General features: G+C 62.6%; 14 protein-coding genes and 1 pseudogene. 4 read left to right on the top strand and 11 right to left on the bottom strand.

Annotated elements, in window-relative coordinates; translation table 11 throughout:
- Window positions 1–107: 107 nt before the first annotated feature.
- The 5 genes from USDA257_RS26245 to USDA257_RS26225 form a co-directional block, all read right to left on the bottom strand.
- Window positions 108–2,768: a bifunctional diguanylate cyclase/phosphodiesterase gene (locus USDA257_RS26245; protein WP_014766018.1), complete on the bottom strand. Its 2,661-nt coding sequence runs from the start codon at window positions 2,766–2,768 to the stop codon at window positions 108–110.
- A 102-nt stretch (window positions 2,769–2,870) separates the two neighbouring features.
- Window positions 2,871–4,484, bottom strand: a complete 1,614-nt coding sequence (locus tag USDA257_RS26240) for a cisplatin damage response ATP-dependent DNA ligase (protein WP_014766017.1) — start codon at window positions 4,482–4,484, stop codon at window positions 2,871–2,873.
- Between the two features lie 3 nt (window positions 4,485–4,487).
- Window positions 4,488–5,498: a ligase-associated DNA damage response exonuclease gene (locus USDA257_RS26235; protein ID WP_041415630.1), complete on the bottom strand. Its 1,011-nt coding sequence runs from the start codon at window positions 5,496–5,498 to the stop codon at window positions 4,488–4,490.
- A gap of 230 nt (window positions 5,499–5,728) precedes the next feature.
- Window positions 5,729–6,682, bottom strand: coding sequence for a nucleoside hydrolase (locus USDA257_RS26230; protein ID WP_041414683.1), 954 nt, complete (start codon window positions 6,680–6,682; stop codon window positions 5,729–5,731).
- Between the two features lie 111 nt (window positions 6,683–6,793).
- Window positions 6,794–8,029: an NAD(P)/FAD-dependent oxidoreductase gene (locus USDA257_RS26225; RefSeq protein WP_014766014.1), complete on the bottom strand. Its 1,236-nt coding sequence runs from the start codon at window positions 8,027–8,029 to the stop codon at window positions 6,794–6,796.
- A gap of 238 nt (window positions 8,030–8,267) precedes the next feature.
- Between USDA257_RS26225 and USDA257_RS26220 the strand changes: the two genes are divergently transcribed.
- A complete protein-coding gene (locus USDA257_RS26220) occupies window positions 8,268–8,912 on the top strand; it encodes a hypothetical protein (RefSeq protein ID WP_041414681.1) in 645 nt (214 codons plus the stop codon).
- Window positions 8,913–9,239: 327 nt separating this feature from the next.
- Here the strand turns inward: USDA257_RS26220 and USDA257_RS37255 are convergent, their stop codons facing one another.
- The 5 genes from USDA257_RS37255 to USDA257_RS26195 all read right to left on the bottom strand — a co-directional run bounded on the left by USDA257_RS37255 (window position 9,240) and on the right by USDA257_RS26195 (window position 14,755).
- Complete coding sequence (locus tag USDA257_RS37255; protein ID WP_014766011.1) at window positions 9,240–9,377, bottom strand: hypothetical protein; 138 nt, start codon at window positions 9,375–9,377, stop codon at window positions 9,240–9,242.
- Window positions 9,378–9,539: 162 nt separating this feature from the next.
- On the bottom strand, window positions 9,540–11,036 hold the full coding sequence (lysS, locus tag USDA257_RS26215; RefSeq protein ID WP_014766010.1) for a lysine--tRNA ligase: 1,497 nt from the start codon (window positions 11,034–11,036) through the stop codon (window positions 9,540–9,542).
- A gap of 11 nt (window positions 11,037–11,047) precedes the next feature.
- A complete protein-coding gene (gene gltX, locus USDA257_RS26210) occupies window positions 11,048–12,505 on the bottom strand; it encodes a glutamate--tRNA ligase (RefSeq protein ID WP_041414680.1) in 1,458 nt (485 codons plus the stop codon).
- Window positions 12,506–12,937: 432 nt separating this feature from the next.
- The gene (locus USDA257_RS26200) at window positions 12,938–13,693 is read right to left on the bottom strand and encodes a TerC family protein (RefSeq protein ID WP_014766008.1); all 756 of its coding nucleotides are present in this window, start codon (window positions 13,691–13,693) and stop codon (window positions 12,938–12,940) included.
- Window positions 13,694–13,915: 222 nt separating this feature from the next.
- Window positions 13,916–14,755, bottom strand: a complete 840-nt coding sequence (locus USDA257_RS26195) for an AraC family transcriptional regulator (protein ID WP_014766007.1) — start codon at window positions 14,753–14,755, stop codon at window positions 13,916–13,918.
- Window positions 14,756–14,830: 75 nt separating this feature from the next.
- On the opposite strand from USDA257_RS26195, the gene USDA257_RS26190 reads away from it, so the two are divergent.
- Window positions 14,831–15,313, top strand: coding sequence for a VOC family protein (locus tag USDA257_RS26190; RefSeq protein WP_014766006.1), 483 nt, complete (start codon window positions 14,831–14,833; stop codon window positions 15,311–15,313).
- Between the two features lie 25 nt (window positions 15,314–15,338).
- Here USDA257_RS26190 and USDA257_RS26185 read toward each other — a convergent pair whose 3' ends face one another.
- Window positions 15,339–16,031, bottom strand: coding sequence for a TetR/AcrR family transcriptional regulator (locus tag USDA257_RS26185; RefSeq protein ID WP_014766005.1), 693 nt, complete (start codon window positions 16,029–16,031; stop codon window positions 15,339–15,341).
- 248 nt (window positions 16,032–16,279) lie between these two features.
- Here USDA257_RS26185 and USDA257_RS26180 point away from each other — a divergent pair, with 248 nt between their 5' ends.
- Complete coding sequence (locus USDA257_RS26180; RefSeq protein ID WP_014766004.1) at window positions 16,280–17,494, top strand: HlyD family secretion protein; 1,215 nt, start codon at window positions 16,280–16,282, stop codon at window positions 17,492–17,494.
- Between the two features lie 21 nt (window positions 17,495–17,515).
- A pseudogene (locus tag USDA257_RS26175) lies at window positions 17,516–19,103 on the top strand (DHA2 family efflux MFS transporter permease subunit).
- The last annotated feature ends 32 nt before the right edge of the window (window positions 19,104–19,135 follow it).

The raw sequence follows: 19,135 nt of genomic DNA, 5'->3' as shown, positions 1-19,135 counted from the left end.
TTTTCCGCTCGACTGCCAAGCCTGCAGGGAGAGAAAAACGCGCCGATCCGTCGGGTCGCAGTCTACTCGGCCAGAGCGCCGCCTTTGCGAACGAGAGTCCCGAGATCTTAGGCGGCGCGCCACTTCCGCTCGAAGACGAAGGTCGCGAGATCATTGGCGCTCATCGGCCGGGCGAAGGCATATCCCTGCAGCCCATGGCAGCCGAGCTGCTTGAGAATGGCGGCGTGTTCGAGCGTCTCCACGCCCTCGGCGATCACCTCGATACCGAGCGAGGTCCCGATGTCGATGATCGATTCCACGAGTCGGCGTTGCTGGGGCGATGCGAGGATCGGGAATATCAGCTGCCGGTCGACTTTCAGGCGGCGCGGCGTCAGCTTAAGCAGACTCAGGATGGAGGCATAACCGGTGCCGAAATCGTCGATCTCGATGTCGATGCCAAGTTTCTTGATGCGCCTGATGTTCGACAGCAGCGTCGTGTCGTTCTCGTCGAAGGAGATCGATTCGAGCAATTCGAAGGAGAGCCGCCCCTCGGGGATCCCCATCTGCTCCAGCTGCTCGATCAGCCCCTCGTCGCGCAAGCGCGAATAGGAGAGGTTGACCGAAACCTTGGGTATGCGGATGCCGTTTGCCTCCCAGCGGCAGATCTGGAAGAGCGCCTGTTCCAGGATCGTCTGGTCGATGGCGGCGACGACGTTGATGTCTTCGGCGGTCTTCAGGAAGGCATGCGGCCCGATCAGCCCCTTGGTGGGATGATCCCATCGCGCCAGCGCTTCGACGCCGATGACCTCCAATGAGGTCGGGCAGAACTGCGGCTGGAAATGGGCGACAAACTCGTTCTGCTCAAGACCGCGAAGGATCTCGTCGGCCGTCTGCTTCGTCTGGAACACGGCCGTCTTGAGCGCGCCGGTAAAGGTCTCATGCCTGTTGCGGCCGCGCCTTTTCGCCTCGTAAAGGGCGATATCCGCGTTGACGAGGACCTGAGAGAACTCGTCGGTCGCTGCGGCCTGGGCGGCAATGCCGATGCTGACGCCGATGCGGCATTCCTGGTCCTTGTAGCGGACCGGCGTGCTCATCGCCTCGATGATGCTCGAAGCGAGCGCCGCATCCTCCTCGATGTTGCCGCCCGCACGGATGATGACGAACTCGTCGCCGCCGATCCGCGCGACGAAGTCGCTTTCGCCCGCGCTCGAGCGCAGCAGTCCGGCGGCGTGCCTGAGTATCTCGTCGCCCGCGGCATGACCCATCGTGTCGTTGATCTGCTTGAAACGGTCGAGGTCGATATGGAAGACACTGAGCCTGTCCTGGGCGTCGAATTGCCGGGCGCGATCCGCGAGGATGTGGTCAAGGAAGCGGCGGTTCGGGAGCCCTGTCAGGGGGTCATGCAGCGCGTTGAATTCCATCCGGTGCCGCGCCGCCTCCAGTTCGGCGCTGTGCGCTTCGGCGAGACGCTTGGCTTCGGAAAGTATTGCCCGCGTTTCGACGTCGGCCGTCACGTCCCAGTTGACGCCGACGATCTTCCTGCTGCCCCCCGCGCCGCTGTGAAGCGAACCGATGGCGCGGATGTATCGGATCTCGCCGTCGGGCAGCCGAATGCGGAATTCGGAGTTATAGGCGCCGCCGCTTGCGACGGTCTCGGCGTATTCCGCCTCGGCGCGGGCGAGATCGTCGGGATGCAGCGCCTCTTTCCAGTCGTCATAGTTTTCACGAACAGATGGTCCGACGCCGTAAAGCTCCTTCATACGGTTGTCCCACAGCAGCTTGCCGGTATCGATATCGAGTTCCCAGATACCGATCTTGGACGTGTCGAGTGCGATCTTGAGGCGATGCGAAAGTTCGAGCAACTGATCCTTGCTCTGCCGCAGGGCGCGGATGTTTTGCTGGCGCTCGGTCGTCAGGTGCCCGGTGACGATCATCGGAACGACGATCATCAGGCCGCCAAGCATGATGAGGAGGCGAACCTGCCAGGCATTCTCCGGCGTCGGAGGCCACCCGCCCTTCGGTATCGCCGCTATTCGCCAGGAGCCGCCCGGCAGCGTCACGTCCACCTCCACCGGCGCCTTTTCGAAAATTGCCGGATCGCCGAAGAAAATCGCGCCATCGCGTCCCTGGCCGTCACGGCCGGCAATGGCGATTTCGATGTCGAGCGCCGATGAGATGAGGCCGCTGTCGCGATAGAGCTGGTCGAGATCCATGACCGCTGATACCAGACCCCAGAAACGCCTGCTGCCACCGGCATTGGTTGTCACCGGAAAGCGGCCGATCAGTCCGCGGCCGCCCTGGACGAGATCGACGGGACCGGCGAGCACCATTTTTCCGCTTGCCACCACCCGCATGACGGATCCGCGTTGTTTGTCGTTGGCACGGTAGTCGAGGCCGATAGCCTTCTCGTTGCCCGCCATCGGGTAGACCATCGAGACCACCAGCTTGGGCGCCGCGGCGATGTTGCGCAGTTGTGAGCGTTCGCTGAAGATGCTCTGCGCCAGTTCGCTGAAGCGCTGCTGGCGCATATCCGGCTCGGTTGCGATCGTACCGATCAGGCCGCGGACGAGTTGGATGTTGCCGTTAACGCTGCTCTCCAGGCGGGATCGTATCGGATTGAGTTCATCCGCGACCTCGGAGCGCAGGCGCGCTTCGGAGACGACCCGATTCTGATTGTCGGCGAGAACGCCGGCAGTCAGAACAACGAAGGTCGCGATCACCGCCGGCAGATAGTTGGGCTTCAGAAACCCCGAGAGCCGTCGAAAATTTCGAGCGTTCAAATTTGGCACAAGACGACCCTGCGGATGCGGACGGCGAGAGAGATAGTCCGAATATTCCAAACTCTCCTTAACAATTCTTCATTCGCAGTCGCTGAAATAGGCCAGGTGGCTCTAACCTTTCATCCCCATCATCGCCTGCAGGGTCTCCAGCCTGTCGGCGTCCCGCGGGAGCTTGTCCGGTCTCAGCCGGGCGATACGCGGAAAGCGCATGGCGACGCCGGATTTGTGGCGGGTCGAGCGGTTCAGGCCTTCGAAAGCCACCTCGACGACGAAGCCGGCGTCCGGTTCGGCGCGGACCGCACGCACAGGCCCGAAGCGCTCGACCGTGTTGTCGCGCACGAACCGGTCGAGCACCTCGAGCTCGGCGTCGGTAAAGCCGAAATAGGCCTTGCCGACGGGAACCAGGGCCGTGCCGCCTTCTGCCTCCGTCCAGACGCCGAAGGTGAAATCCGAATAGTAGCTCGAGCGCTTGCCATGACCGCGCTGCGCATACATCAGCACCGCGTCGATGTTGAACGGCGCGCGCTTCCACTTGAACCACGGACCTTTCATCCGCCCGGCCAGATAGGGCGAATCGAGCCGCTTCAGCATGATGCCTTCGATGACCGGATCCGGTGGCTCCGAGCGCAGGCGGTCCAGTTCCTCCCAGGTCGAGAACGGAACGAGCGGCGACAGGTCGAAATGCTGTGGCGACGCGGCGTCGATGAGGGCGGCCAAGGCGTCGCGGCGGGCGTGGAAAGGTTCGGGCCGCATGTCCCGCTCGCCGGAAAAGAGGATGTCGTAGCCGCGAATGAAGGCCGGATAGTCCTCCAGCAGCTTGCGGTTGACGGTCTTTCGATTGAGCCGCTGCTGCAGGTCTCCAAATGTCGCTGTCGCGCGGTTGGTGCGCATCGTTCCGCCGACTAGCAACTCGCCGTCAATGACGCCGGCGACATCGGCAGCCTCGATGATTTCCGGAAAGGCGCCGGAAATCTCGTCGCCGCTGCGGGAATAGAGGCGCCGCACGCCGCCAATATTGGCGAGCTGGACGCGGATGCCGTCCCATTTCCATTCGGCGGCGAAATCGGCCGGATCCAGTCCTTCAAGATCGCCATCGCCGATCGGGGTCGCCAGCATCACCGAATGAAAAACGGCCGGCGTGGTGAGAACGGGCATCTCCGCTTCGCCGGAGAGCCACAGAAAGAGCGGCAGATAGGGCGGCGAAAGCCCATGCCAAAGCGTTTCGATCTCGCCGATGTCCTTGCCGCCCATGTCGGCGAGGGCCTGCTTGGCGAGCCGCGCCGAGACGCCGATCCGCAAGCCGCCGGTGACGAGCTTCAGAAAGGCGAACCGGCCGGCGGTGTCGAGCCGGTCGAGCATGTCGCGGACGAGTGAGCGCACTTCGGAACGCCCCGCCCTCTGCAGCCGCTCGACAACCTCCCCGAGCGAAATGTCAGCCGGAGCGACACCCACCGGCGGCTCCCAGGCCAGCGAAACCGTCTCGGCGAGATCGCCGACATAATCGTAGGAATAGTGGAACAGCACCTCGTCCATGCGCTCGAGCAGCAGGTCCCGGATCAATGCCGGTTTGACGGTGTTGAGCGAAAGCGTCCCGGCGATCGCCGCCAGCGCATAGCCGCGGCTCGGATCGGGGGTGCTGCGGAAATAGTCGGCCAGCAGCCGGATCTTGGCGTTCCGCTGGGGTGTCAGAACGAGGCGGCCGAGCAGTTCGGCAAAGGCTTTCATCCGTCATTCCCCCTCGTCGTCGTAACCGACGAGATGGAGCGGGCGCGCCGGGATGCCCTCCAATTCGCACCAGCGCACCAGGGCCTCCTCGCGGCCATGCGTCACCCAGACTTCGGCCGGAGCGATTTCGCGTATGGTGCCGGTCAGTTCTGTCCAGTCGCAATGGTCGGAGATGACCAGCGGCAGTTCGACGCCGCGCTGCTTGGCGCGCTGGCGAATGAGCATCCACCCGGACGCGAAGGCGGCGACAGGCTCGGCGAAGCGCCGCGCCCAGCGGTCGGCGAAGGCCGAAGGCGGACCGATCACGATGCCGCCGGCGAAATCCGGCCTCTTTTCGCCGGCAACGGTGGCCGGGCGGATATCGCCGAGATCGATGCCCTGGCCCTGATAATACTCGCAGAGTTTCGCGAGCGCGCCATGGATATGGATCGGCTCGTCGTAGCCCTGCTGGCGAAGCAGCGCGATGACCCGCTGCGCCTTGCCGAGCGCGTAGGCGCCGACGACATGGGCGCGTTCGGGAAACTGCTTCAGCGATGCGAGAAGCCGGGCGGTCTCCGACCGGTCGTCGGGATGGTGAAAGACCGGAAGGCCGAATGTCGCTTCGGTAATGAAGACATCGCAGGGCACCGGTTCGAACGGGCGGCAGGTGGGATCGGAGCGCCGCTTGTAGTCGCCGGAAACGACGATCCGCTTTCCGCCCGCCTCAACCGAGATTTGCGCGGAGCCGAGCACGTGACCGGCCGGATGGAAGCAGGCCCGCACGCCATTGATTGCTATCGTTTCGCCGAGGTGCGCCACCTCGCTTTCGCCGCAAAAGCCGTCGCCATAGCGGATGCGCATGATGTCCAGCGTTTCGCGTGTCGCCAGCACGCGGCCATGTCCGGCACGGGCATGGTCGGAATGGCCATGCGTGATGAGTGCTCTTTCGACCGGCTGAACCGGGTCGATATAGAAGTCTCCCTTCTCGCAATAGAGGCCCTTCGGCGCGGGATAGAGCAAGGTTTCCGGCTTCATGCGCATTAAGATAGCCGGCGGGCGCGCGCCTGCCAGCTATCCGGGCAAGTTTTTCGCCAGCGGCAAGACCCCTCCCCATAGGTAGGAGGGGCTTCGGCGCTCGCGGTGACCGCCTGCCATTCTCAACCTCGCACTTGACGCAGAGGTGTTGATAAAGACGGAGGCGGTGCGGCCCGGGTGCCCTCCCACCCGGTGGGGAGGGGTGGGGGAGGGTCTTTTTGGGAGCAGTCCTAATGACCGTTCGCGAGCGTTTCGCCGATGAGCTTTAACACCGCGTCGGCATCAATGCCGACGCAGGCCTGTTGGCTCGGCTGATTGTCCCAGGCATTCGGCGGGAAAAGCCGGCCGTCCGGCTTCTGGATGGTCTGTCCGTCGGCGATGCCGCCGCATAGCACGCGGATCGCGCCGCTGCGGGTCCGGAACAATTCCGGCGCGACGACATAGGCGCAGGCGCAGCTGTCGTGAACAACCATGCCGTCATCGACATGCTGCTCGTAGAAGACGATGTAGAATTGCGAAATGTCGGCCAGCAGCCGCGCCGCCTTGCCGCCGCGTTCGGCGATGTCGGCGAGCATGGCGCGCGTCATCACCGTTTTCGAGGTGACGTCGAGGCCGATCACCGTCACCGGCCATGGGGCAGTCATCACCGCGTCCGCTGCCTCCGGGTCGCCGTGGATATTGGCCTCGGCCGCCGGCGTGATGTTGCCGGGCACATCGAAGGCGCCACCCATGATCACCACGGCCTTTACTAGGCCGGCGATTTCCGGGTCTTCGCGCAATGCGCGCGCCAGATTGGTCATGCGGCCGACGGCGACGAGCGTCACTTCTCCTGGATTGGCGCGCACCGTTTCGATGATGAACCGATGGGCAGGCCTATGATCGAGCGGCAGGTCGATCACCTCCGGCACGTCGATATTGCCGAGCCCGTCATGGCCGTGGATGCCGGTCGGCCAGTCGACATGCGGCCGGTCTGGATTGAACATCTCGCCGAGGCCTTTGGCGACCGGCGCGGCGATACCCCAGGCTTGCTTCAGAAAGAGCGCGTTGCGCGTCGTCGTCTCGATGGAGGCGTTGCCGAACACCGAGGTGATGCCGATGAGGTCGATCTCCGGGTGCCGGTGCAGGAAGAGAAGCGCCATGGCGTCGTCGACGCCGGGATCCGTATCGAAAATAACCTTGTGCATGTCGTCTTCCTTTTCTGGGGCATCTGCGCCCATTTTCCCGAACCTGATCCTGTGCGCGGGCGGCAATGGACAAGGCGCGGGCGAAAGTCAATCGGTCGGGTATCGTTGGGGCTATTGGAAACGCCCGATATTAAAGGGTTCCAGGTCGGCGCCAGCCCGGTTCGAGAGGAGGGCGGCAACCTTCGCACCGGTGATCGCGGAGAGCGTCAGCCCGAGATGGCCGTGGCCGAAGGCCAGGGCGATACGCGAATCCGACGGATGCAGGCTGATGACCGGCAGCGAATCCGGCGTCGAGGGGCGCCTGCCCATCCATTCCTTGCCGCCGGTCTCTGGAAGGCTCGGCACGTAGCGGCGCATCTTCTGACGCATCGCCGCGGCTCGCGCGTAGTTTGGCGGCGCCTCCGGCCGCGCCAGTTCCACCGCACCGCCGATCCGCAGCGCATTGGCAAGCGGCGTCGCCACAAATCCGTGCTCGGCGAAGAAGATCGGCATTTCCAGCTTGACGATCGGGTTGGCGAAGGTGGTGTTGTAACCGCGCTCCGTTTCCAGCAGTACCTTCAAGCCAAGCTGGCGGACGAGCGTGCGCGACCAGACGCCCGCGGCGATCACCACCTTGTCGAAGACGTGCCGTTCGCCAGTGTCGGCGATTACCGTGATCGCCTCGGCGCCCGGCTGCACGGCCTCGACGCCGGCTTCCACGAGCATGCCGTATTGGCGGACATGGGTCTGCAGGTCGCGCAGCAGCTTCAGCGGATCGAGAAATGTCTGGTATCCGCTGCTGAAGACGCCGCCGGCGAAGGCGCCCTCGAGGGCGGGAACGTGGCTGCGAGCGGCGCGGGGGTCTAGCCGTTCGACGGCGAAGCCGAGAAGCCCGGCGGTTGCCTGCTCGTGCCGGAACGCGGCGTCGAGGGCGGCCTCGCTGTCGAAGATCGTCAGCGCCCCGGTCGGTCTCGTATGGCCTGAAATGCCGCAGAGCCTCGCCATCGCCTGATGCGCGGCGAGAGCCTCGCGCATCAGGCCGAGCAGGGCCTTTCGGGAGCGCTCCACCTGGGCCGGCCGAGCCGCGCGAAGAAAATGGAAGAGCCATGGGGTGAGAGCAGGCAGGTCCTGCCAACGAAGCGTCAGCGGCCCAAGCGGATCAACGAGCCACTTCGGCGCCGCTAAGAGCATCTCGGGGCGGGCGATGGGGTCGATCTCCGGAACCGCAAGGATGCCGGCATTGCCGACGGAAGCGGGCAGGCCGTCGACGTCCTTCTCGAAAACGGTAACCGCGTGGCCTTCGGCGATCAGATGGGCCGCCGAGGCGCAGCCAATGATTCCCGCTCCGACTATTCCGATACGCGCCATGCTCCCCCGCCGGTCACTTGAATTGAGAATTGCCGCTTCGTTTTTAGTGATGACGGGCAGGAGAGCAAGGGCTTTGTCGGGGCGGCCGACGCCTTGCGGAACCCGCTCCCGGCAACGCCCAATACGTCTCGCCTTTCCCCCGGGCTCGGGTCAATGTTTAAACTTTCCGAAAGGGTGTTTCGCCTATCTTAATTACCGTTCTGGCTTTTTGTATTTTGCGTCCACAGCGGAGCCGCCTGTGAAGGCTATCTTCAGAAAACTGCGTCCTTCAAAGCGGCTCGTTGTGATCCTCGCCGCGGCCTTTGCCGTCTCGGCCGCGTCGGGCGGCGCCGCCGTCTATGTGGGGCGCGACAGGCTCGCTGCGAGGCTCTCGGAGCCCTCCGCCTCTGGTCTTGAATGCACGACGCTGAGGACGCTCAAGCTCGACCATCGCGGACAGCGATGGATCCGCATGCATGTGAAGACGGACCGGGCCGGCGGGCCGGACCGGGTCCGCACCGCGTTGCGCGTCGTCGGCGCACTGGCCAACAAGGAGAAAGCTGACCTCTATCAGGTCGTCGTCCTCGACGAGGCGGGACCTGACGATCGCGCTGCGGTGCGCGGTGCCGCGATCGGCGCCGAAGTGCTTTTCGCGCCCGGTCCGCGGAGCGTCAAGGGCATGGACGAAGCCTTCCGCGCTTCCTACAACGACGGCACGGCCAATCCGGACGGCATGTTCCACGGCAAGGTGGTGAGCCTCGATCTCGACGAGGTTCGCGCCATCATGGCCAAGATGGACGACCGCTCGCTCTGCATCGATCCGGCTGCGGCCGACGCAGAAGGCACGGATCCGGAAGCCAGCGGGCATCCGGCCGAGAGTGAGAAAGCACATAACGGCCACTAGATCACTATGATATTGGGCGTGATCGACCCAATATAAATGTAATCAATACTAGTTTGAGTAAGGGAAAATTTGCTGGACCGCTACCAGTTCATACTCGGCGCATCGGAGAAATGCGCCCAGGTCTTTTCCCTTCTCAGTTATCGGAAAGTTTATCGGCTGTGGCCGCGATAGGCGCATTGCCCAAGGAATTATCGGCATATTTCAAGACGAGTATGCTGAAAATTGAGTCGAATATAATCAACAAGACAAGACGCATGAAGGTTTTTCAGGTTCGTTGCCACGCTTAGCAACTCGCCCGAATACCTTGTTGTTCCAGCGCAAACGATCTCACGGGTAGTTGGTGCGAACCAGCGCCGCCCTATTCGGGGGCGCCTCTATCGCCGGCCGGTCGACCGCCAGGATGCTCAACACGATAGTGATGAGAGCGAATATAAGCGCCAGAAATGCGAGGCCTGCCTTATCCATCCCCGCATCATGGTGACGTGAATGTGCGGAAAACGGGGCAGGAACCAGGGGTAATTTCGCCGCTGCCAGTCGTGGTAAATTTTTCCTTAACGCAGCCGCGACGGGACCAACTCAGGGTGCGCTGCGCAATGGGCTTGTCCTGTCGAGACCGATTCCTCCGGCTCAGTCGCCCTTGTGACGACGGGCCGGGAAGAGAATGATGTCGCGGATCGACGGCGAATTGGTGAGCAGCATGATCAGCCGGTCGACGCCGATGCCGAGGCCGCCGGCCGGCGGCATGCCCTGGTCCATGGCGTCGAGGAAGTCCTCGTCGAGGGTCTTTTCCTTTTCGCCGCGGGCATGGGCCTGTTCCATCTGCTCGACCATGCGGGCGCGCTGCTCGACCGGGTCGTTGAGCTCGGAGAAGGCGTTGCCGATCTCCCAGCCGTTGCAATAGGTCTCGAAGCGCTCTACGAGCCGCGGCTCGCCCGGCACCTCCTTGGCGAAGGGGGAAATGTCCTTCGGGAAATGGATGACATGGGCCGGCTGGATCAGCGTCGCTTCGACCTTCTCCTCGAAGATGAAAGCGAGGACCTCGCCCCAGGTGGCGTCCTTCTCGACCTCGAGGCCAGCGTTCCTTGCCGCCTCGCGGGCCTCCTCGTCGGTGTTGATTGCGAGGAAGTCGACGCCGATTGCATCCTTGACGGCGGCCGGCATCGACACGCGTGGGAACGGTCCCTTAAAGGAGAGCTGCTTGTCGCCGAATTCGAACTCGGTCTTGCCGTGGACCGCCAGCGCCAGGGTCTCGAACATGCGTTCGACGAGGCCCATCATGTCCTCGTAGTCCGCATAGGCCCAGTAGCACTCCATCATCGTGAATTCCGGATTGTGCCGGGTGGAGACGCCTTCGTTGCGGAAGTTGCGGTTGATCTCGAAGACCTTATCGGTGAGGCCGGAAACCAGCACGCGCTTCAGATAAAGCTCGGGCGCAATGCGCAGATACATGTCGAGCTTCAGCGTGTTGTGATGCGTCTTGAACGGCTCGGCCGTCGCGCCGCCATAGATCGGCTGTAGCATCGGCGTTTCGACTTCCATGAAGCCCTCGTCCTCGAGGACGCGGCGCAGACTCGAAACGATGCGGCTGCGCTGCTGGAAGCGGAGCTTTGAGTCCTCGTTGACCATGATGTCGAGATAGCGCTTGCGGTAGCGCGTCTCGATGTCGGCAAGCCCGTGATACTTCTCCGGCATCGGCAGGAGCGACTTGCAGAGCATGGTGATTTCCTTGGCATTCACCGTCAGCTCGCCACGCTTCGTACGGCGCACCTCGCCGGTGACGCCGATGATGTCGCCAAGGTCGATCATCGGCAGAAGCACACGCGCCTCTTCCGGAGCCGTGTCCTTGTGCGAAAAGATCTGGATCTTGCCGGAGGCGTCATGGATATCCATGAACATGCCGGAATTGCGCGAGGAGAAAACCCGGCCTGCGACCGTCACCGTGTCGCCGCTCTCCGTATCGGGCTCCAGCCCGGCATATTTTTCGGCGAGTTCCGCATTGGTCAGCGTGCGGTGGAAATGCGCCGGGTAGACTTCGCCGATCTGCTCGCGCAGCAGGTCAAGCTTCTGGGCGCGCACTTCGGTTGCGTCGGAGGAAAGGCCGGCGGTTACTGTCTTTTCGTTCATGGGTATCGTCCTTACTTTCCGCTGCCCACCATGGAGGCGACCACCTGCGCCGCCACCTTGAGACGCTGGCGCACCACGGCGCGGCCGAGCAGCTCCATCGAATCGAAGAGCGGCAGCGAACGTTGCGAACCGGATACGGCGACGAAGAGGGGAGCCACGACGGCTTTCAGCTTCTTGCCCATCCGCTCGGCACTGGCGCGCAGTTCCGCCTCGATCGACTCCTTGTTCCATTCGAGGATCTTTTCGAGATCCGGCTGGACGGTGTTCAGGACTTCAAGCATCTCCTCGGGCGAGGCTTTCACGCCGGCGAAGGCGCTAGGCTGAAGGCCGAGATCCGATTTGAAGAGGAAGGCGGCGAGGTCCGGCAGTTCGCCGAGCTTCGAAATGCGCGATTGCGACAGCTTCAGGCCTTCCTTGAGGCGATCGTTCTCCGACGCCCAGGCGAAGACCCGGGCGGCGAACTCGTCCTCGGATAGCTTCTCGCGGATCCAGCGGGCGTTCAGCCAGTCGAGCTTCTGGATATCGAAGATCGCGCCGGCCTTCGACAGGTTTTCCGGGTCGAACTTGTCCGCCAGCTCATCGATCGTCAGCAGTTCTTCGCCCTCGGCGATCTGGATGAAGAACAGGCCGAGGAAGTTCATCAGTGCTTCCGGCAGGTAGCCGAGCGCCGTGTAGTAGGAGATCGAGGTCGGATTCTTGCGCTTCGACAGCTTCGACTTGTCGGCATTGCGCATCAGCGACAGGTGCATGAATTTCGGCGGTTCGAGGCCGAGGTACTGATAGATCAGGATGTGCTTCGGCACCGACGCGAGCCACTCCTCGCCGCGCGCGACATGGGTGATCTTCATCAGGTGGTCGTCGACGACGTTCGCCATGTGATAGGTCGGCATGCCGTCGGCCTTCAGGAGCACCTGCATGTCGACGGCCTCCCACGGGATCTCGACATCGCCATAGACGCCGTCGTGGAACTTGCAGGAGCCTTCCGCCGGGATCTTCATGCGCACGACATGCGGCTCGCCGGCGGCGATGCGTGAGGTCACTTCCTCCGCGGAGAGGCTCAGGCACAGGCCGTCATATTTCGGTGGCTTGCCGGCGGCGCGTTGCGCTTCGCGCATCTGCTCCAGCCGTTCGGGCGTGCAGAAGCAACGGAATCCGTGGCCGTTCTCGACGATCTTCTCGACATAGGGCCTGTACATGTCCTTGCGGTCGCTCTGGCGATAGGGGCCATGGGGGCCGCCGATATCCGGGCCCTCCGACCATTCCAGCCCGCACCATTTCAGTGCATCGAGCACCTTTTTCTCGAACTCGGGCGTCGAGCGCGTCGCGTCGGTGTCCTCAATGCGGAGGATGAATTCGCCACCGTGCTTCTTCGCGAAAAGATAGTTGAACAGAGCGATATAGGCGGTGCCGACATGCGGTTCGCCGGTGGGAGAGGGTGCGATGCGTACCCGGACTGCAGAATCTGCCATGGTCTTTGCCCGTCTTGACGTGCTCTTGAGCCCTTGCCGGATGCCTACCGGCTGACGGGCGCGTATTTTATGGGAAGGAAGGCCCGCAAGGGTGCCGCCAAGCGGTATCGGCGGGCAATTCCAGTCGGCAGGGGTGAGACCATAGAAAGCCTCGCATGTCAACGGAAAGAGGAGGAGAGGCGCCTTCTCGATGCAGCCGGACATGGGCTTGGAACGCTCGCCGCGCTACCGCGTTATAGCGGTCGAGGACGCGGCCTGTGCCAACCGGACGCGACGGAAGTGGAGAACACGGGGATTTTTCCGGTTTCTTCCCGTGGCCAACGAAACGGCAGCCGAGCTCCTTGCCCGTCCAGCCCGCATCCTCGCCTACCTCCCGCAGCAAGGGGCCCGCATTCGCGTGAATGCGGGCCCCTTCGCAATGGGTTGCCGTTGCTAATGCAGCTTGGTGGCCTGCTGCTTTCTCAGGCGCGCATTGCGGGCGACCATGTTGAGCCCTTCCACCAGCGCCGAAAACGCCATGGCGGCATAGATGTAGCCTTTCGGTACGTGGAAACCCATGCCCTCGGCAATCAGCGTCGTGCCGATCATCAGGAGGAAGGCGAGCGCCAGCATGACGATCGTCGGGTTCCTCTCGATGAAATTAGCAAGCGGGTTGGCGGCAACCAGCATCACCGTAACGGCGACCACGACGGCGATAACCATGATCGGCAGATGTGGGGTCATGCCGACGGCGGTGATGATGCTGTCGACGGAGAAGACGAGGTCGAGCAGCAGGATCTGTCCGATCGCCGCCGTGAAGCTGTTGATCGCCGAGCTCGCGATGAAATCCTCGTCATGGTCGCTCGGGTCGACATTGTGGTGGATCTCCTTCGTCGCCTTCCAGACGAGGAAAAGGCCGCCGGCGATCAGGATCATGTCCTTCCAGGAGAAGCCATGGCCAAAGGCCTCGAACACCGGCTGGGTCAGCTGCACGATCCAGGCGATCGTGCCGAGCAGCCCCAGTCGCATGACCAGCGCGAGCCCGATGCCGATGCGCCGGGCGCTGACCCGGTTCTCGGCCGGCAATTTATTGGTCAGGATCGAAATGAAGATGAGGTTGTCGATGCCGAGGACGACTTCCATCACAATGAGCGTAATGAGAGCGATCCACGCCTCCGGGCTTTGAGCGAGCGTGAGGATTTCCTGCATCGGCGAACTTTTCCTTCTCTTTGACGATCACCGATGCGGTGTCAAAGCGACTCCCAGCATCCGTGTACCTGATCGGTTCCAACAACCGGAAGGGAATGCGGGCGGAAAACCGCGCAGACTTTCCCCTCCAGGGCGCGTCGTTGCGCCAGGCTCGCCGCAGTATTTAAGGAGTAGCGCCGAAGTAGCAAGCGCTGCCGCGGCTTTGCGGCAGCGTTTTACCGTTTACTGTTTTATCGGAACCCACATCTCAACGACGCCCATGCCGGAATCCGGGTCGAACCGCTCGTCGTAGCGCTCGATGAGATCGGGTGTTTCGCCATGCTCGAGACCGGATTGCGGAAACCACGATCCGAATATCTCGTGCGCCGTGGTCGAGATCGCCGAGATGTGACCGCGATGCAGGAACACCGCATAGCGCTGCTTCGGCAGCTTCAAGGTGGAAAACCCGTTCGGCAGCGCGTCCGCATCCTCGACCTCGACGGCAGCCATGTAGCGGAAGGTGCCGGCTTCGGCGTCCGCATGGGTGCAGACGCCATAGGCGACGTTGCCGCGCTGGCCCGGAATATGACCGAAGTGGTTGTTGAATCGTTGCCAGAGCGAAGGGATGCCCTCGGTGCGATTGTAGGTGTAGGTCTCTTCAAGGCCGGCGAGGAGCAGGGCAGGGCCCGCCTCGAAACGCGGCGGTTCGATTTTCAGATTGCGCGTGTCGTCCATCCTGATGGGCTCCATCAATTCGATATTGCGGACATGCCTCTGTTTGCGGATCGATTCGGGTGTCACGCCGAACTGCTCGCGAAAGGCACGGGTGAAAGCCTCGTGCGAACCGTAGCCCGCATCGAGGGCCACCTCGAGAATGGTCGAATGTCCGTTTGCAAGGAGAAGTGCGGCTGAGCTCAGGCGTCGCCCGCGGATATAGGCGCTGATCGAGCGGCCGGTCGCGAGCCCGAAGACGCGCGACAGATGATAGCGCGACAGGCCGGCGGCACCGGCAATCTGCTCCAGCGATATAGTCTTTGCGAAATGGCTCTCGATGAACCAGATCGCCCTTCCGATGGCACTCATGTTCACTCCCGTGGTGGCGATCCAATTCTTATGGAATTGTCGGAGGGCGCGTTTGATCGCTGTTGCTGGAGTGCATTGGCGCAGCCTGTCGACGGCAAATTCCACCCGCTGCTCTCGGCGCTTCCCGACAGAACCGCAGCGCGGCTCGACGAACGGGTTTTGCGTCCTACATTCAAGACCATGGCAGCGACCGACCCTCTCTTTCGTGGCATCAATGTGGTCTCGATCTCGGTGACCGACCTTGATCGTGCCCGCGAGTTCTATGGCGAGGTGCTCGGCTTGGGATCGCCGCTCTACGACCTGCCGGAAGCCGGCTGGATCGAATTCTCCGCCGGCGGAGCGGATGGCAACGTTTCGGTGATATCGGCCGAGAGCGGCTGGACACCCTCCACCGGGACAACCCTTGTCTTGAATGTCGAAGATTGCCATGCGGCGGTAGAGGAACTGCGTCGCCGCGGCGTTCAGTGCGAGGATGCACAGGTGTTTCCCGGTTTCGTCACCTTTGCGAGCTTCTACGATCCGTTCGGCAACCGCCTGCAGATGTGCAGTCCTGCTTAGTCGGGAGCGAGACACAGTGTCGCGGTCATCGCGCGTCTCGCGGACCGTAGGCAGCCATGAAGACGCGGATGGCGGATGCGACGTTCCTCTCAATCTGGCCGGCGGACAGAGCGTCGCACATTCCGAACAGGCGGCCCTTGAAAAGGCCGGCCATGGAAAGCTCGATGAACTGCTTGGCGGCCAGTTCCGTATCGTCGATCAACAGGGTGCCTGCCGTCACCTGCTGCTCGAGATAGGCCTTCAGCACCGTGTAGCCGTTTTCCGGCGTGGCGGTGAAGAAGCGTTGCGCGAGCCGCGGCATGCGGTCGATCACGCCGAGCACGGTCCTCATTGCGCGAATCGTGTAGTCGGAGGTTATGCTGGTCACCAGCGTCACGGCGAAATCGTGAAGGGCTTCCTCGATCGGCTCGATGTCGTTCAGCGACTGCTTGATGCTGCTGACGATACGGTTGCGCTCCCGGGCGATGAGCGCCTCGAAAAGATCTTCCTTGTTCTCGAAATAGACGTAAAGCGTGCCCTTCGAAACGCCCGCCTCGCGGGTGATGTCGTTCATGCTGGCGGCGTCGAAATTGCTGCGCATGAAAACGCGCTTGGCACCTTCGAGAATCTGCTCGCGTTTGACCGGGTCCTCGCCGGCCGCGCGTCGGCCGCCGCTCGAAGGGTGCTGTTCCTGGTGCTGCAGGGACTTTTCCTGCTGTGCGCTTTTCGCTGACGTCATGATCGCCGGACGTTTCCACTCCTGTAGATCACGATGATCCTGGAACTAACTCCGAAATCATAAACGTGATCGATTGCGATAAAAAGCAAGGGGCGCGGAGAAAGACCGGGCAGATTTTTTACCTTGCTCATCATTTCGAACCACTCGGTTCGATTTGCTCTTGATATGCGGCGCGAAAGGCATTATGTCAAGGGCGATCGAACCGAACGGTTCAGTTCAATTTAGCTAATTTATTCAAATGGTGTCCCATGTCCGCTTCCAGCACCTCCAGCGTTGCGCGAGTCCGTCCTGTCGGCGACGATTTCGAAGTCGTCGATGTTCCGAGCACAGAGGCCAGGGCCCCGACCGGCGAAGCCCCACCGGTGACGGAGCGCCCGGCCGCTGAACTTGCCGCTCCCCCCAAGAAGCGCCGCAAGCTGATCCTTCCGGCGATCGGACTGGCGCTGCTCGCCGCGGGGGCCTGGTACGGCTACGACTGGTGGATCACCGGTCGCTTCATGGTTTCCACCGACGACGCCTATATCGAGGGCGACATCGCGACGATCTCTCCGAAAGTCTCCGGCTATGTCGCCAAGGTCGACGTGGTCGCCAACCAGCATGTCAAGGCGGGCGATCCGCTCGTCACCCTCGAGGATGGAGACTATCGCATCGCTTTGGAACAGGCCGAAGCGCAGATCGCGACGCAGAAGCTGGCGCTGAGCCGTTTCGATGCGCAGATCGCTGGTGCCAAGGCAAGTCTCAGCCAGGCAGAGGCTCAGAAGGAAGCCTTCGAGGCGACCGTCAGGGGCGCCGAACTCACGCAAAAGCGCGCCAGCGACCTGCAGTCCAGGGCCTTTGGAACGGATGCGTCGCGCGACAGCGCCCAGGTCGCACTCGATCAGGCGCGGGCAAATCTCGTTGGTGCCGAAGCCAACATCACCGCGGCCAAGGCGAATATCACCGTGCTCGAGGCGCAGCGGGCGGAATCGGAAAGTACGATCCGTTCGCTCGAACTTGCGCGCGACAAGGCGAACCGCGACCTCGGCTTCACCGTGCTCAAGGCGCCCTATGACGGCGTCATCGGCAACGTCTCGGTCCAGGTCGGCGACCTCGTCTCGGCCGGCCAGCGGCTTGCCGGTCTCGTGCCGGTGGACCAGCTCTATGTGGATGCGAATTTCAAGGAAACGCAGATCGCCCACCTAGTTCCCGGATCGAAAGTCCAGGTCCATGTCGATGCCTATGACGAGCATCCGATCGAGGGCACGGTTGCATCGATTTCGCCGGCCTCCGGTTCGGTCTTCTCGCTGCTGCCGGCGGAGAACGCCACCGGCAACTTTACCAAGATCATCCAGCGCGTGCCGGTTCGCATCACGCTTCCGGCCGACGCACTCGCCAAGGGCAACCTGCGGGCGGGCCTAAGCGTCGTGGTCGATGTCGATACCCGCACGGCGCCGGACGCCGCCAACGTCGCCGAAGCGAAGTAAGCGCGCGAAGGAGTAGCAGGTATGGCTGCGACGGCAACAGCGAGCACGGCGGCGACGAGCGGCGCCGGAGCCGAGGAGCGCATGGATCCGCGGCGGCTCATCGCCTTTTTCGCGATGGTCGTCGGCATGTTCATGGCGATCCTCGACATCCAGATCGTTTCGGCTTCGCTTGCCGAAATCCAGGCGGGTCTTTCCGCCGGATCGGACGAGATCGGCTGGGTTCAGACCTCCTACCTGATCGCCGAAGTCATCATGATCCCGCTGTCGGGGACGCTCGCCCGCATCGTTTCGACGCGCGTGCTCTTTTCCGTCGCCGCCGCCGGCTTCACCGCCTCCAGTGCGCTTGCCGCAACCGCCACCAATATTGACCAGATGATCGTCTACCGGGTGATCCAGGGCTTCATCGGCGGCGGCATGATCCCCTCGGTCTTCGCCGCCGCCTTCACCATCTTCCCGCCGTCGAAGCGCAATATCGTTTCGCCGATCATCGGCCTGATCGCAACGCTCGCTCCGACCATCGGTCCGACGGTCGGCGGTTATTTGAGCCATGCCTTCTCCTGGCACTGGCTGTTCCTCGTCAACGTCATTCCCGGCGTCATCGTCGCGACGCTGACCTGGATTTTCATCGACTTCGACGAGCCGGAACTGGCGCTGATCAAGAAATTTGACTGGTGGGGCCTCTTCTCGATGGCGATTTTCCTCGGCTCGCTCGAATATGTGCTGGAGGAGGGCAACGCCAACGATTGGTTCAACGACGACCACATCGTCATCGGCGCGGTCGCCACAGTTGTTGCCGCCGCAATATTCTTCTACCGGGCCTTCAAGGTGGAGTTTCCGGTCGTCGATCTAAGGGCTTTCGCCAACCGCAATTTTACGTTCGGCTCGTTGTTTTCCTTCGTGATGGGCATCGGCCTCTATGGCCTGACCTATCTCTATCCGCTCTATCTCGGGCGCATCCGCGGCTACGATTCGCTGATGATCGGCGAGACCATGTTCGTCTCGGGTCTCGCCATGTTTCTGACGGCCCCGGTCGCAGGCTTTCTGGCGGGTCGTCTCGACCCGCGCGTGATGATGACCATCGGCTTTGCCGGCTTTGCGGCGGGAACATGGACGATGAGTCAGTTAACGGCCGACTGGGACTTCTGGGAACTGCTCGTGCCGCAGATCCTGCGTGGCTGCTCGCTGATGCTCTGCATGGTGCCGATCAACAATATCGCGCTTGGCACGCTGCCGCCGGCCCGCATCCGCAATGCCTCCGGCCTCTTCAACCTGACCCGCAATCAGCGGAGCCGTCGGCCTCGCGATCATCAACACGATCCTGACGCAGCGCCAGGATCTCCACTATGCGCGCCTGGCCGAACATATCCAGTGGGGCAATCCGGAGGCGGTCGAGCGGTTGAATAATATGGCGTCGAACTTCAACGCCTACGGCCTCGACGGTGCGACCGCCGCCGTCAAGCAGCTGGCTGCGATGGTTCAGCAGCAGGCGGTGATCCTGTCATTCATCGACGTGTTCCTGATCCTGACCGCCCTGTTCCTGACGATGATCCTCGGCGTGCTGATGATCAAGAAGCCGGAGGGCGCCGGCGCGGGAGGCGGCGGGCACTGAGGTGGGAAAAGCGAGAGCCTGCTTTCTTCCAG

The sequence above is a fragment of the Sinorhizobium fredii USDA 257 genome, assembly GCF_000265205.3.
GTDB lineage: Bacteria > Pseudomonadota > Alphaproteobacteria > Rhizobiales > Rhizobiaceae > Sinorhizobium > Sinorhizobium fredii_B.
This window is presented reverse-complemented; position numbering and strand designations above follow the sequence as displayed.

What these genes read in the sequence shown, in the direction of transcription:
- USDA257_RS26240 (WP_014766017.1), bottom strand. Translation starts at nt 4,484, where the DNA reads ATGAAAGCCTTTGCCGAACTGCTCGGCCGCCTCGTTCTGACACCCCAG.
- USDA257_RS26200 (WP_014766008.1), bottom strand. Translation starts at nt 13,693, where the DNA reads ATGCAGGAAATCCTCACGCTCGCTCAAAGCCCGGAGGCGTGGATCGCT.
- USDA257_RS26185 (WP_014766005.1), bottom strand. Translation starts at nt 16,031, where the DNA reads ATGACGTCAGCGAAAAGCGCACAGCAGGAAAAGTCCCTGCAGCACCAG.
- gltX (WP_041414680.1), bottom strand. Translation starts at nt 12,505, where the DNA reads ATGGCAGATTCTGCAGTCCGGGTACGCATCGCACCCTCTCCCACCGGC.
- USDA257_RS26235 (WP_041415630.1), bottom strand. Translation starts at nt 5,498, where the DNA reads ATGAAGCCGGAAACCTTGCTCTATCCCGCGCCGAAGGGCCTCTATTGC.
- USDA257_RS26195 (WP_014766007.1), bottom strand. Translation starts at nt 14,755, where the DNA reads ATGAGTGCCATCGGAAGGGCGATCTGGTTCATCGAGAGCCATTTCGCA.
- USDA257_RS26230 (WP_041414683.1), bottom strand. Translation starts at nt 6,682, where the DNA reads ATGCACAAGGTTATTTTCGATACGGATCCCGGCGTCGACGACGCCATG.
- USDA257_RS37255 (WP_014766011.1), bottom strand. Translation starts at nt 9,377, where the DNA reads ATGGATAAGGCAGGCCTCGCATTTCTGGCGCTTATATTCGCTCTCATC.
- lysS (WP_014766010.1), bottom strand. Translation starts at nt 11,036, where the DNA reads ATGAACGAAAAGACAGTAACCGCCGGCCTTTCCTCCGACGCAACCGAA.
- USDA257_RS26225 (WP_014766014.1), bottom strand. Translation starts at nt 8,029, where the DNA reads ATGGCGCGTATCGGAATAGTCGGAGCGGGAATCATTGGCTGCGCCTCG.
- USDA257_RS26180 (WP_014766004.1), top strand. Translation starts at nt 16,280, where the DNA reads ATGTCCGCTTCCAGCACCTCCAGCGTTGCGCGAGTCCGTCCTGTCGGC.